General features: G+C 51.2%; 13 protein-coding genes and 1 tRNA gene. 6 read left to right on the top strand and 8 right to left on the bottom strand.

The window, feature by feature from the left end:
• A complete protein-coding gene (locus tag B4923_RS00220) occupies window positions 1-804 on the bottom strand; it encodes an ABC transporter permease (RefSeq protein WP_109052345.1) in 804 nt (267 codons plus the stop codon).
• Window positions 801-1,703 (bottom strand): ABC transporter permease, encoded by a 903-nt coding sequence (locus tag B4923_RS00215; protein WP_109052344.1) that lies wholly within the window; start codon window positions 1,701-1,703, stop codon window positions 801-803. Before B4923_RS00215 ends, B4923_RS00220 begins: the two co-directional genes overlap by 4 nt.
• A gap of 500 nt (window positions 1,704-2,203) precedes the next feature.
• Between B4923_RS00215 and B4923_RS00210 the strand changes: the two genes are divergently transcribed.
• Entirely contained in the window at window positions 2,204-3,424 is a 1,221-nt protein-coding gene (locus B4923_RS00210; protein WP_109052343.1) for a pyridoxal phosphate-dependent aminotransferase, read from the top strand.
• Entirely contained in the window at window positions 3,417-4,109 is a 693-nt protein-coding gene (locus tag B4923_RS00205; RefSeq protein WP_109052342.1) for an SDR family NAD(P)-dependent oxidoreductase, read from the top strand. The genes B4923_RS00210 and B4923_RS00205 overlap by 8 nt, the downstream gene beginning before the upstream one ends.
• Window positions 4,110-4,119: 10 nt before the next feature.
• On the opposite strand, the gene nac is transcribed toward B4923_RS00205, so the two are convergent.
• The 4 genes from nac to pxpB are packed head-to-tail and all read right to left on the bottom strand — an operon-like array spanning window position 4,120 to window position 7,502.
• Window positions 4,120-5,019, bottom strand: coding sequence for a nitrogen assimilation transcriptional regulator NAC (gene nac / locus B4923_RS00200; RefSeq protein ID WP_109052341.1), 900 nt, complete (start codon window positions 5,017-5,019; stop codon window positions 4,120-4,122).
• A gap of 22 nt (window positions 5,020-5,041) precedes the next feature.
• Window positions 5,042-5,812 (bottom strand): 5-oxoprolinase subunit PxpA, encoded by a 771-nt coding sequence (locus B4923_RS00195; protein WP_109052340.1) that lies wholly within the window; start codon window positions 5,810-5,812, stop codon window positions 5,042-5,044.
• A 38-nt stretch (window positions 5,813-5,850) separates the two neighbouring features.
• Window positions 5,851-6,837, bottom strand: a complete 987-nt coding sequence (locus tag B4923_RS00190; RefSeq protein WP_109052339.1) for a 5-oxoprolinase subunit C family protein — start codon at window positions 6,835-6,837, stop codon at window positions 5,851-5,853.
• On the bottom strand, window positions 6,834-7,502 hold the full coding sequence (pxpB, locus tag B4923_RS00185) for a 5-oxoprolinase subunit PxpB (RefSeq protein WP_245929468.1): 669 nt from the start codon (window positions 7,500-7,502) through the stop codon (window positions 6,834-6,836). The genes B4923_RS00190 and pxpB overlap by 4 nt, the downstream gene beginning before the upstream one ends.
• Before the next feature lie 430 nt (window positions 7,503-7,932).
• Here pxpB and B4923_RS00180 point away from each other — a divergent pair, with 430 nt between their 5' ends.
• The 4 genes from B4923_RS00180 to B4923_RS00165 all read left to right on the top strand — a co-directional run bounded on the left by B4923_RS00180 (window position 7,933) and on the right by B4923_RS00165 (window position 12,395).
• Window positions 7,933-8,859 carry a DMT family transporter gene (locus tag B4923_RS00180; protein WP_109052661.1) on the top strand — a complete coding sequence of 309 codons (927 nt, stop codon included), beginning with the start codon at window positions 7,933-7,935 and terminating at the stop codon, window positions 8,857-8,859.
• A gap of 181 nt (window positions 8,860-9,040) precedes the next feature.
• A complete protein-coding gene (locus tag B4923_RS00175; RefSeq protein ID WP_109052337.1) occupies window positions 9,041-9,715 on the top strand; it encodes a TetR/AcrR family transcriptional regulator in 675 nt (224 codons plus the stop codon).
• 8 nt (window positions 9,716-9,723) lie between these two features.
• The gene (locus B4923_RS00170; protein WP_245929461.1) at window positions 9,724-10,452 is read left to right on the top strand and encodes an SDR family oxidoreductase; all 729 of its coding nucleotides are present in this window, start codon (window positions 9,724-9,726) and stop codon (window positions 10,450-10,452) included.
• Window positions 10,453-11,189: 737 nt separating this feature from the next.
• Entirely contained in the window at window positions 11,190-12,395 is a 1,206-nt protein-coding gene (locus tag B4923_RS00165; RefSeq protein ID WP_245929460.1) for a benzoate/H(+) symporter BenE family transporter, read from the top strand.
• A gap of 425 nt (window positions 12,396-12,820) precedes the next feature.
• On the opposite strand, the gene B4923_RS00160 is transcribed toward B4923_RS00165, so the two are convergent.
• A tRNA-Gly gene (locus B4923_RS00160) sits at window positions 12,821-12,896 on the bottom strand.
• Window positions 12,897-13,142: 246 nt separating this feature from the next.
• A complete protein-coding gene (locus B4923_RS00155) occupies window positions 13,143-14,069 on the bottom strand; it encodes a D-2-hydroxyacid dehydrogenase (RefSeq protein WP_109052335.1) in 927 nt (308 codons plus the stop codon).
• Between the last annotated feature and the right edge of the window lie 48 nt (window positions 14,070-14,117).

Below are 14,117 nucleotides of genomic sequence, written 5' to 3'. Positions count from 1 at the left end.
CTATGCAGCCATGGCGCGACGCAAACCGACCAGCCGCTCAAGCGCCAGGACGACAATCGTTGCCAGGACGATAATCAAGGTGGACATTGTTGCCACCGAGGGATCAAACACGGTGCCTATCTGGCGATACAACACCACCGGTACGGGAGTGTTGACCGAGTCAGCCAACCACATGGAAACCGGGTAGTTGTCGAAAGAAACCATGAAACAGAAGATGGCGCCTGACATCACGCCAGGGGCAATCTGTGGGAAAATGACATGACGAAACGTGGCGGCGCGACTGGCCCCCAGGGTTCTGGCCGCTTCTTCCAGACTGGGATTCACCAGCTCCAGACTGGTCAACACCGTGCGCACCACGTAGGGCGAGGTAACCACGGTGTGGGCCAGCAGCAGGTTAAGTTTGACGTTACCCCAGCCGTAGCTGGAAAACAGTTGCAGCAATGCCAGACCGGTGATCAATACCGGGAAAATCAGCGGCGACATCAGCAGACCTTTACACAGCGAGGAAAAAGGCAGCTTGCCGCGCACCAGCGCAAAGGCGGCGGGTACGCCGAGCAGCAGCGACAGTAGCGTCGAACCTATCGCCAGCAAGGTGCTAAACAGCAGCGCGCCGGTAAACTCGCGATTGGTCAGCACATTACGATACCAGTCGAGGGTAAAACCGGTCGGCGGAAAACTGACGAAGTAACCGTCGGAAAACGAAATCACCACGATAAGCAGGATAGGCGTCAGAATGAAAATCAGCATAACGGCGGCCATAATGTAAAGCAGCAGGCCGGAGAAACCACTCAGACTGTTATTCATTTCGTTTCTCCGTGCAGGCGGCGCCCGCTAAGCAGTTTCATAGACAGGGTATTCACGGCAATGACGATAAACACCAGAATGGTGGCGATGGCGGCGCCAAACGGCCAGTCATAAACCGCGACGATTTGCTGTTCAGCGAGGTTGCCAAGCATTTGCGCCTGTGGTCCGCCGATCAACGAGGGGATCACATAAGAGCCCGCCGCCAGCGAAAAGACCAGCGTCATACCGGCGACCAGCCCGGGAAGACTCAATGGCAGGGTCACGCGCAGGAATACGCTCCAGGGCGGCGCGCCTAACGTGCGGGCCGCAGATTGCAGATTGGGATCGATTTTTCCCAGAGCCGACGCGAGCGGTAACACCATCATCGGAAAGAAAATATGCAACGAACCGATAATGACCGCCCATTCGGTAAACATCAACGCGTTAGGGCGTTCAATGATCCCCAGATGCAGTAACACATAGTTAATAAGCCCGCTGGGACCGTTATTTAAAATCAACTGCCAGCCATAGGCGCGAACCACCACGCTCACCGCCAGAGGGGCGATAATGATTAGCGTCAACACGCGGGAGAACCATGCATTTCCGCGCACCAGCACGATGGCGATCGGATAGGCCAACACCGCCGCTATCAGCGCCGTGATCACACTGATACGCAGCGTGGTCCAGAGGACTTTGCTATATAACGCCACTTCGAAAAAATGAATATAATGAGAAAAGGTATAAGGAGAACCAATATCACCGGTGGACGATTGCGTCATTACGCTAAAAGACATCAGACGAATAGCGGGAACAAAAAAGAAAAAAATCTGAAACACCAGTAATGGTACAATCAATAACGAAGGTGATTGCCAGCGTATTAATTTTCGTGAGCGATTAACGGACTCTGAAATATCTGTCATTGAATTTCCTGTAAGTAAACTCATTTCAATCTATGGCGAAAGTCATTATTACCATGCCGGCATATCAAAACAGGATACAGAAAATCGGAAAAGTGATGATAATTAATTGAAATAAAATGATCTTTATTAGCCATTCATTTCCAAAACGGTAATATAATTGACAAGATAAACAATAATACTTTTTTAGTATGCTTATATTCTCTCTTGTTATGGATGGTTAATAACGAATTCTCTTTCTCTATCACCTTGGAAATTAAAGACAAAAAAAGACATTCCTCACTAACCCCCACTATTTCTCTTTCTATTTTCACCTGCGCCTTACTCACTATCGTTTTATGTTATGTCACCACAACAAAGTGCTATTTGATTAATAAATCTTTTCTCCCGTACTCTTTTCACGACCCTATGTCATCACCCTTATTCGACTGCCGCGGAGAAAAATATCTGATGGATGTTTTCGTAACGGGCCGTCCTTCCCTGACTTTTTGGATCTCTGCACCATGCCTGAAATAGCCGATCGCTTAAAGAATGTTACTGTATCTGCCTCCGTCGCAATGACGCAGAAAGCACGGGATCTTGCCGCTCAGGGCGTGCATGTTATCGGCCTGTCTACCGGCGAACCCGATTTCCCCACGCCGGAACATGCCACAGAAGCCGCCTACGCCGCCGCCCGCGCGGGCGATACGCGCTATCCGCCGACCGATGGCACGCCGGCATTGCGGGCGGCGATCCAACGCAAGTTCAAACGGGATAACCATCTCAATTATGAGGTCAGCCAGATCCTGACCGCCGGCGGAGCAAAACAGATCATTTTTAATGCCATCATGGCAACCTGTAATCCCGGCGATGAAGTGCTGATCCCGTCGCCGTCATGGATCAGCTATGCGGATATTGTGAAATTCGCCGGCGCCACTCCCGTGCCGGTCAACTGCCCGCAGGACAATGGTTTTAAGCCACGGCCCGCTGACCTGGAGGCGGCCATTACCCCCAACACGAAATGGCTGCTGCTGAATTATCCCGGCAATCCGACCGGCGCCGTTTGTACCCGGGAAGAGATGCAGGCGATTGCCGAGGTAATGCTGCGCCACCCTCATGTCTGGATCATGACTGACGATATCTACGAACACCTGATCTATGACGACGTCACCTTCTACACCATCGCTGAAGTGGAACCACGCCTGTTCGACCGTGTTCTGACGGTGAACGGCGTCTCCAAAGCCTATTCGATGACCGGCTGGCGGCTGGGTTTTTGCGGCGGTCCCGGCGATCTGATTAAGGCGATGAGCAATGTCAATACGCAGAACGGCGGCGGAGTATGCACGCTGACCCAGGCAGCGGCAGTGGCCGCACTGGACGGGCCACAGACTTTACTTAAAGAACGTGCGGAAATTTACCGCCAGCGCCGGGATTATGTTTTGGAACGACTGAGCGCCATTGAAGGCCTGCGCTGCCATAAACCGCAGGGGGCGTTTTATCTGTTCGTGAATATTTCCTCACTGATTGGTAAAACCACGCAGGGCGGACGCAAAATCACCAATGACGCCGATTTCGTGATGGCGCTGATTGAAGAACAGCACGTCGTTACCGTACAAGGGGCGGCTTACGGTATGAGTCCCTTTTTCCGGCTCTCTTATGCCACCAGCATGGAAATATTGGCTGAAGGCTGCGATCGTCTGGCGGCTTTTTGCGCAGGCATGCACGGAGGAGAACCCCATGCTTGAAGCACATCCGCGCGTAGTAATGGTTTCCGGGGCCTCTCGCGGCCTTGGTTTCCACATTGTGCAGCGTCTGCTGCAATCCGGCTTTACCGTCTCCGCCGGGGTGCGTAACCCTGCGGCGCTGACCGCAACGGCGCGGTTGCACGTTTTCCACTACGATGCGCTGGAGGCGGGATCGGGCGAAACCTGGGTTGAACAGACCGCGGCCAAGCTGGGCCGCATTGATGCATTGATCAACTGCGCCGGTATCAACCCTCGCGTGCGCGTACTGGACGACGGAGAAAAGGCCCTCGACAACATGTGGCGTATCAATGTGAAAGGGCCGTTACGCCTGAGCCGCGCCGCTCTGCCCTTTTTATTTACCGCTGGCAACGGCAGAGTGATTAATGTCGCGTCGCTTGCCGGCCGCCGGGTGGGCAGCAATGTCGGCTATGCCATGACCAAATTCGCCGTGGTGGCGCTGACGCACGGTATTCGCCAGGAATGCTGGGAGAACGGCGTGCGGGCAACGGCGCTCTGTCCTGGCTATATCGCCACCGACATGACCGCAGGAGAAACCGAAGTGACGCGCGAAGAGATGACGCAACCGGAAGATCTCGCCGAGATGGTCGATTTGCTGTTACGGCTGCCCAATAATCTGTCCATCGCGGAACTGCTGGTGAACTGCCGCAAGGAAGCAATGCTGTAGATCAGCCGGCTTACAGCGACGACGTTAATTCCATAAGCAGATCGCGTACCGCCGTTGCAGGCTCAGATAACGGCGAGAGATCGGAAACACACAGCGACAGCGTCTCTTCGATCACGGGTGAAGCAATGGAGCGAATGATCACATCCGGCGACTCCGATTGGATCCGATCGGCAATGGCGCGCGGCATAATGGTCACCCCCAAACCGGCGCCGACCGCTTTAGAAATACTCTTTACCGCCTCCAGTTCACCGATAATATTCATGCTGACCTGATTTTGACTGAATGCCTTATCCACGGCGCGCCGGACGAAATTATATTCCGGCGGCAACAGCATCGGCAGCGAACTGAGCTGTTCGACCGCCAATGGGCCGCCATCATCGTCGATATCAAAGTTCTCGTGGGCCACCAGGAAAAACTCCTCCACCAACTGTGGCTCGTAATGCAGTCCTTTGATGCCGCCGGTGCCATGGATCAGCGCCATTTCCAGACGGCCATTCACAATCAGTTCGCTATAGGCCTGCCCGACGCTTTCCACAAGATGCAGAAGAATGCCCGGATGACGCTTACGCATCTCGGCAAACAGCGTCATGGATAAGGTGGCGGCCACGCTGAACGGCGCCAGGCCAACGGATACCCGGCCAACCAGCATCTGACCGGCATTCAGCACCTCCATCTCCGCCTGCCGCATCTGACGCAGGATCGTATTGGCATGGCTATACAACACCTTGCCGGCTTCCGTCGGGATCACGCCCTGCTGGCTGCGGATCAGCAATTTGCGTTTAAAATGATCCTCCAGCGAGACAAGCTGCTGGCTTAATGCGGGCTGAGCAATGTGCAGAGCATCGGCTGCGCGAGTGATACTTCCTATATCAACGATGGTGATAAATGATTTTAACCGTCTGATATTCATACTCACCCCGATAAAATAAAGGTTATTGCGCCAACACTGCCGCCGCCGGTGCCACGGTGCCGCCGTTGGCTTCAATTTCACTCCTCACGATACGTGCCAGTTCGAGCGAACCCGGCGTATCGCTATGGATCAAAATCGAGCGGGCTCTCACCGCGATGACAGCGCCGTCAAACGTGGTGACCGTGCCATCAAGTAAAAATTGACGCACTCTGGCGCGCACGGCGGTTTCGTCATTAATCACCGAACCGGCAATGCCGCGCGGCACCAGTTGGCCTTTATTATCATAAGCGCGATCGGCCAGAAATAAGGTCAACGTCTTGAGCCCGCACTGCTTCGCGGCCTGCTCTACGTAAGTATCCGGCTGCGAGAAAATAATCAGCGCCGGATCAACGCTTTTTATCGCTTCCATCACCATCAACGCCAGAGAGAAATCGCGGTTAATCATATTGCCCATCGCCGCATGAAAGCTCACGTGCGCCACTTTCGCACCTTCCGCTTTCGCAATCGCGTAAAGCGCCCCCAACTGATACAGCACCTGCTGGCGGATCTCTTCCGCACTAAACGGCAGTTCTTTACGACCGAACCCTTTGCGGTCCGGAAATCCGGGATGCGCGCCGATTCCGACCCCCTGCGCTTTTGCCAGGCGCACCATGCGCGTCATAATGTCCGGATCGCCGGCATGAAAGCCACAGGCGATGTTGGCAGAAGAGACCGCCTGCATTAGCTTGTCGTCGTCACAAAGCCGGTAGACGCCAAAGCCTTCCCCCATGTCGGAATTAATATCTATTTTCATGATATCGCTACCTTTTCATAAAACATCATAGAAAATCGTTATCTGTCGACGGCCTGTACCAGCGCGCGAACGCCGTGTTGGATCGTCGTCAGATAGTTCTCAATCGCCTGCTCCACCGCGATGGCCTCCGCGGCGTCACTCTCGACCAGTTGCAGCTTGTTGCCCGGCGGCACCTGCGCCAGCCGCCACAGGTCATGCTCAATGATGCCGGCAATTTTCGGATAGCCGCCGGCAGTGTTGGCATCGCTCAGTTGAATAATCGGCTCCCCGGCCGGCGGCACCTGAACGATGCCGGGGATCAGACCGTAAGAACGCATCTCCACCACCTTTTCCGGCCTGAGCGGCTCGCCTGACAAACGATAGCCCGTGCGGTTACTCTGCATAGAAATCGTCCACTGCTGCGACCAGAAACGGCGGGCATCGGCAGCGAACAAATCGTATTCGCCGGCAGGAATCGCGCGCAGTTGCAGCACGCCCTCCGGCGTATGAGGAAAAAACGCGTTCAATGCCACGGAAGGAGGCTCAACGCCGATACCACCGTCAGGCAACGACCAGCCGTCAACCCGCCCGACAGGCAACATGTCGCCCGATTGCAACGGCCGCCCCTGCCATCCCCCGAATCCCCCGCGTAATGCGGTGCTGCGCGATCCCATCACCAGCGGCACATCAATGCCGCCGGCGACGCAGAGATAGCCTCTTACGCCCTGAGCGGGATAACGCATTTCAAGCTGTTGGCCCGCGTGAACCCGATGCATCCACCACGGCGGCAGGGCAACATCATCTAACCGTGCGCGACAGTCAGCGCCGGTCAACGCAATCGTGGCATCGGCCAAAAAACGCACCCGAAAAGGAAAAAACTGGATTTCCAACCCCGCCGCGCCCTCGTCATTCCCCAGCATACGATTGCCCGCACGCAGGGCCAGGCTATCCATCGCGCCGCTTACCGATACCCCGAAATGGCGAAACCCGGTGCGTCCTAAATCCTGCACCGTATTCAGCGGCCCGGTTTTTAGTACCTCAATCACAGTTCAATCCTTTCAGGCAGAAAACGTACCCTGTCGCCGGGCGCCATCAATGCCGGCACCTCAGCCGCGGGATCAAACAGAGGAATATCCGCATAACCAATAGCGTTCCAGCCATTCGGGCCGGTGAGCACGGAAACCCCGGTTTGCATACCGCCGATGGTGACCGTGCCCTTAAGCATATGTAAAGATGGTACTTTTTTACGCGGCGTCGCCAGAATGGGGTCCAACCCGTGCAAATAGCCAAACCCCGGCGCGCTGCCCAATGCAAAGACGGTGTAACTGCCCTGATAATGACGGCGAATCACCTCATGCTCGGATAATCCGGTGTGCAGACAGACGCTGGCGAGATCCGTTGCGTGTTCGCCACCGTAGCAAACGGGAATTTCAATCAGCTTGCCAACATGACCGATAGCTTGAGCCTGCTCCCAATGCTCAAGGAGGAGGACGCAGACGCTATCGCTATCCGTCGGCGTGTGTTTGAACAGCACCAGCAGATTAGTGACGCCCGGGATCAATGCTTCGACGTCATCACGGTGTTCAAGCGCCGCCGCCAGCGCCCAAATTCTCCGCTGAGCGGGCAGATCAAACTCGCCGGGCGCTTCAACTAAATAGGCGCGGCTGCCAATGGTGGAGATCTTTACCTTTTCACCTTGACCGGTGAGCATGAACGAGGGACGCGTGCGAGCCTCTCCAGACAGAATGGTCATTTATAATTCCAAAGGATCAGATTAAATAGGCATTATCTTCTGTTAAAACAGGTCATTCCTTTCCGAATAATACCGTTTATGGTCATGACGCTTCGAATATATAAGCAACACCGGGACTTGTATAAGAGGGAAACTTTTTGTGGCAATACTAAATTTGTATGACGCGACCAAAATAAAAAATACCATCCGCAGGATGCCAACCCAATGGATTTCATTAAAGGAAGCCGACACAGCGGCGGCTTGAAAGATAAAGGGCATATAAGAAAAAACTATTCGGACAGAATAAAATTATCTTAACGGTGTTGCTCCCGGAGACTCTATGGTAGAAGCCGCTTTCCCGCCGGCAGGAAAGCGGCTCCAGTTTTATCAAACCAAAAGAGAAGGCAGCATGAATCCTAAAATGGGCGTATTACTTAAAATAATGTCGGCCCTCTGTGCAACATTGATGCTTGCCTGCGTAAAAGGACTTAATGGTGAAATACCCACCGGTGAAGTGATCTTCTTTCGCTCTTTTATTGCGCTTTTCCCCCTGCTGATCTGGCTGAAATATCAGGGAAATATTCTGGAGATGATTAAAACCAGAAATATTTTTGGCCATCTTATTCGTGGTATTTCCGGCACGGGCGGGATGTATTTCAACTATATCGCGCTGATCTATATTTCCCTGGCCGATGCGACCGCCATCAGTTATGCCGCCCCACTGTTTACCGTGATCATGGCGGCGATTTTATTAAAGGAGAGTGTACGCCTTTATCGCTGGCTGTCGGTTATTATCGGTTTTTCCGGCATCATCCTCATGCTGGCCGCACATTTGAGTACCAGCAGCGTTTTTTCCTCAGTCGGTTCAACCGCGGCGACGCCTGCTCTCGGCGTCATTTTTGCCCTGTTGGCCGCACTGTGCTCGGCAACCTCATCCGTACAGATTCGTTTCCTCAACGGTAGAGAAAAACCTGGCGCGATCGTTTTCTATTTCTCACTGATGACCATGTGCATTGGCCTGGTCACCGCATTTTTTGGCTGGAACATACCTAATGCCACTCAGCTTCTATTGCTGATTGGCTGCGGTTTTTTTGGCGGCATGGCGCAAATTCTGATGACGCTCGGCCTGCGTTACGCCGATGCTTCTTTACTGGCGCCTTTCGATTACACCACGCTGGTCTGGTCGATGCTGATTGGCTATCTCTTTCTCGACAGCATCCCCAGTTCCGCAACGATTGTTGGCGCAGCGATTGTTGCTGGCGCAGGGATATTTACCGTTTGGTGTGAACAACGACAGTATAAAGCACAAATAACGCGTTCATTAACTTCCCGCTGATGTTTCCTTAAATAGCTCGCCTATCCCGCGCAACGCGCAGTTAACCATCGCCATTTGATCGATGCGGTATATCCAGCTGCATCACTCACCCCAGCGTAATCGCATTTATATAATGAAATTTTAAACAACCACGGAGAAAACTTGCTAATATCCTGATGAAATCGAACCGATCGGTACACACATGAATTCGCCTTCAACCATCTCGCCATCTGCACCAGAAACAGGACAGGACAACCTCAACGAAAAGGCCCGCCTTGTGCTGAAGGCCGCCACGTCGGTATTCCTCGCGCACGGTTTCAGCGCGGCGACGACCGACATGATCCAGCGTGAGGCCGGGGTCTCAAAATCCACGGTCTATGCACACTACGCCAACAAAGAGGCACTGTTCGTTGCAGTCATCAAGACAGAATGCGCCACGTTCGCGCGAACGGTTCAAAATATCCGATTCCAATCCGGCGGGCTGCGCAAAACGCTGACGGCGCTCGGGCGCGCCTATCTTGAAATCCTGCTGTCGCCTACCGGCCTGGCGCTTTATCGGGTGGCGATCGCGGAGGCGCCGAAATTCCCGCAGTTGGCGCAGACGTTCTATCTGGCTGGGCCGCGCGTAATTGCCGCGATATTGACCGAGCAACTTGCCCATGCGGAACAGGCCGGAGAAATAGATACGACCACGGTTGGAGTGGAAACAATGGCTAGCCTGTTTTCCAATCTGGTGCGCGGCGAAGCTCAATTACAGTACCTGACCCATCCCGATCCCTCCCCTTCCGCCGCGCAAATCGATCACTGGGTGGAAGTGGCCGTCACCACGTTCCTGTGCGCTTTCGGGCGCACGCCAGATCCCTCATTCAAAGGCTGAAACACATTATGAGCATCCAGGATAAGACCATCGTTATCATTGGCGGCAGCTCCGGCATCGGACTACGCGTCGCACACCAGACACACGCCGCTGGCGCGCGACATCTGATACTGGGCGGCCGCAACGCACAGCGGCTGAAACAGGCGCGGGATGAACTGACCGCGCAGGGTGCGCAGGTCACGACCTTTCAGGTTGATGCACATGACGCCTCATCGCTCCAGGACTTCTTCGCGGCACTGCCCGTATTCGACCATTTGGTATCGATGGTCGGCGATGCGATGGGCGGCGGCTTCCTCGATGCCGACCTGACGGTGATCCGCCACGTCATCGACTCCAAGTTCTTCGCCAATATGCTGATTGCCCGTCACGCCGCCAGCAAACTCAACACCGGCGGCAGCCTGGTCTTCACCTCGGGTACTGGGGGACGGGCGCAGGACGCCTGCGCAAGCTATGTCGGCAATATCGGCATCAACGCACTGGTCGAGGCACTCGGTGTCGAACTGGCGCCGAAAGCACGCGCCAATTCGGTGTGTCCAACCTGGACCGTCACGCCGTTTTGGCGTGACGTGCCCGAGGAACAGCGCGAAGCCACTCGTCAGCGTTTCAACCAGGCCATCCCGCTCGGTCGCACCGCAACCATGGACGAAGTGGCTTCCGCCTACGTATTCCTGATGTCCAATGACTTCGTGACCGGGCAGCATCTGGCCGTAGACGGCGGCATTATGCTGGGGGGATAAACAGGCATCGGTCTTTAAAACCTCATTCTTAGCGTACGGCATTGATAGCCGCTAGCCGGAGATCAGGACGGGTGCGTCTCAAGTCGGTCCTCTCCACGGGGACCGACGCCGCAGACAAGCTGCACACGGTTCGTCGCACTCTGTCTCCGCTTAAATATAAATATTAGGAAGCTTATTATATCAATAACAACAGTATATGAGCAGCTCATTTTATTTACACACAACACACATGTAAACGACATAAATATAACAATTCAAGATCCATCATCCATAACTTTGCGAGTATCGGCTTCTTTTGTAATATTATTTGAAAACAAACCTGTTTCTATTTGAGATAAAAATCCTAGAAAATTTGGCTACATCTCATATGACTTTCTTATAAAATATATACAACAATCATTAGCAAATTATTGAAATAAACAACTGGATTTTATGTAAAAAAAGGACATAAACACTATTTTATTTAAATATGCTAACCAAAATACGGAAAGCAATCCTTGTACCAATAAAAAATCTCTCAGAAAAAAACTAATTTTCTTTGCTTAAAATCAATTTTAGCTGGCCAGTAAAACAAATCAGAAAATTAGCCCATGCAAAAAAAACTAGACATCGATTAATGCGCATATTAGTTTTCTAATGAAACAAACCGTCACAAAACGACAAGAAAATATAAAAACATCATTTCTGCCAATATTTAATATATTTTTATAATCAAAAAAGTTAACGAGGTAACTAAATTGTTTTTAACCCATTTCATAAAGGATTATTCCAATTCTGCGATGATAGCAGGGTTTATTGCTGTTCTTGTGTCTTATGCAGGTCCATTAGCTATTGTATTTCAAGCTGCTAATACAGTGAACATGTCATCCGAGTTGGTTACCTCCTGGGTATGGGCAATTTCAATTGGAAGCGCTATATCAGGTATACTACTTAGCTTTTATTACAGAATGCCGATTATTACTGCATGGTCAACCCCAGGAGCAGCTCTATTGGTAACCAGTTTATCACATTATAAATATGAAGATGTAATTGGTGCTTTTATTATTTCAGGAGCACTTATTTTTGTTTTCGGCATTACAGGTATCTTTCAAAATATAATGAGAAGAATTCCTACATCAATAAGTTCCGCGATGTTAGCCGGAATTTTATTTCATTTTGGCGAAGATGTTTTTATAAATCTGGGGATTGATCCAAAATTAGTTTTTCCTTTAATTATTATTTATCTTTTTGGCAAACGTTTTTATCCCAGATATGCGATTCTTTTCGCATTATGTTCAGGTTTTGTTTTAATCAGATCTTTTGGGCAATTTAATTTAAATAATTTTGAATTTTCTCTTGCTAAACCGATCCTTACCATGCCTAATTTCTCTCTCCCTGCTATGGTTGGCCTGGCAGTGCCTTTATTTATCGTTACAATGACATCACAGAATGTACCCGGGATAGCCGTACTCCAGGCCGCAGGCTATAAACCCAATGCTAACCCATTAATCTATATATCTGGTTTTATCTCTATGCTTTTAGCGCCTTTTGGTGCCCATGGAATTAATCTGGCAGCAATTACAGCTGCAATTTGCACAGGTCCTGAATCGCATGACTCCCCAGATAAGAGATATGTTTCTGGAGTCTTATGCGGTCTATTTTATTTTATAATTGGCTTATTTGGATCTGCTGTTGCAAGTGTTTTTTTCATATTACCCAAAGCATTAATAGCTACCATTGCAGGTTTAGCTCTCTTTGCTTCGTTGAGTAATGGACTCGCCCTGGCGATGAAAAAAGAGAAGGAGAGAGAGGCAGCATTAGTAACATTCTTGATAACCGTATCTGGATTTTCTTTACTTGGAATCGGATCCGCATTCTGGGGTCTTATCGGGGGAATAGCGACTTACTTATTGATGGTATACCAATACAAAAGTAAGTCTGCCACATTAGATGTAACAGATTAAATTAAGGATAGTCATGAAAATATTAGTAGCTATTAAACGCGTTATCGATCCTAATATTTCGCATTAATATTATAACAGACAGGACTAATATAGATTAAGAATATACAAAAACGACCATTAACCTATTTTTTGAAATTGCTTTAGAAGAAGCAATATGATTAAAAAATCTGATATTGCGAAAACATTGAAAAAAATTGACAAGCGCTCACAAGCTGAGACTCAGGCTCTATGTTTGTCGCTGTCTTGATTTGATCCCAGCAAACAATCCTCACCGATAACGCACCCGATTTTCGTGTACTAATTTATGTACTACTTCGGCGTGGTTGACAGTGGTTTTCAGCGGATTTCGCTGGATGCTCAACAGAGCGATTGGCCTGTTGAATCAGAGAGCTACCGACTTTGGTGGACATCTATAGAAAAGAAATTGGAGCGGGAAACGAGACTCGAACTCGCGACCCCGACCTTGGCAAGGTCGTGCTCTACCAACTGAGCTATTCCCGCATAAACCGGATTAATTATCCTTCACTTCTGGTGAAAAGCAAATTTTCACGATAACTCATCACTTTACTTGATGAATTACCCATAACATCATGAATTTTATAACTATTTACGCACAAGCGATTCAACGGCCAGCATTATGTACTAATCGGATAACGCTAGCAAGCCCTTTTCATGGAAAAATATCGCTGGCGAGTAACCTGATACACGCCATCTCCTACCGACCGATAATGCCATATGCGCCGCTTTTTAGTATTCGCGGGAGAAGTCCACTTCTCCCCGTAACGGGCCGCCTTCACGAAAACGCGCCAGATTATGAAGGAATAGGCGTCCCATCAGGGTCGGCACCATCGGGCCTGCAATATGGCCGGTAAGTGTCAGTTTCGGTTCTTGCCAGAACGGGTGCGCTGCTGGTAAAGGCTCCTGACGAAATACATCCAAGACCGCACCGGCGATTTGTCTTGTGCTCAACGCCGCCAGCAGATCCTCATCCACCACCGCCGTACCACGGCCTACGTTGATAAACAAGGCTGACGGTTTCATTGCGGCAAACACGCCTGCATGATAGATGTCGGTCGTTGCTGTCGTATCGGGCAGAATATTAATCACGTAATCCATATCCTGCACCGCCGTTTTCAGTTCTGCGATCCCTACTACACGCTGAAAGTGTGGCAAGGCTCGGGGCTTATTCACAATCCCGAATAATGCAACCCCGAAAGGCTGTAGAAAACCGGCCACTTCACACCCAATGTCTCCTGCGCCGACAATGAGCACGCGTCTGCCAGCCAGAGAACCCGGCAGACGGTGGTTCCACTCGCACTGCCGTTGACTGAGCAGGCGTTCATCAAGCTGTAGCTCATGCTTGAGCATATGGGCAATCACGTATTCGGCAATCGGTTGACCAAATACCCCTACCGCGCGGCTCAGACGATAATCGCGCGGCAATCCCTTCGCCAGCAATGGCCTAAATCCGGCCCAGGTCGATTGTAGCCACTTCGGCTTTGCTCCCTGCGCCAACAAGCCGGCGGCAACATCCGGTTCGCCAAGCCAGACAGGATAACCATGAGCCTGCTCCGCCGTTCCATTGGATAACACCAGTTCCAGTTCTGGGGCTTCATGATGTAACACGGGGACAATTTCATCAGCACGGGAATCCAACAGAAGCACAGAAGTCATAAGCAGGTTCCTTGAACAAAACCGAGAAAAAATGGAGCGGGATCAACG

Source organism: Brenneria roseae subsp. americana, from assembly GCF_003115815.1.
GTDB classification, from domain to species: domain Bacteria; phylum Pseudomonadota; class Gammaproteobacteria; order Enterobacterales; family Enterobacteriaceae; genus Brenneria; species Brenneria roseae.
This window is presented reverse-complemented; position numbering and strand designations above follow the sequence as displayed.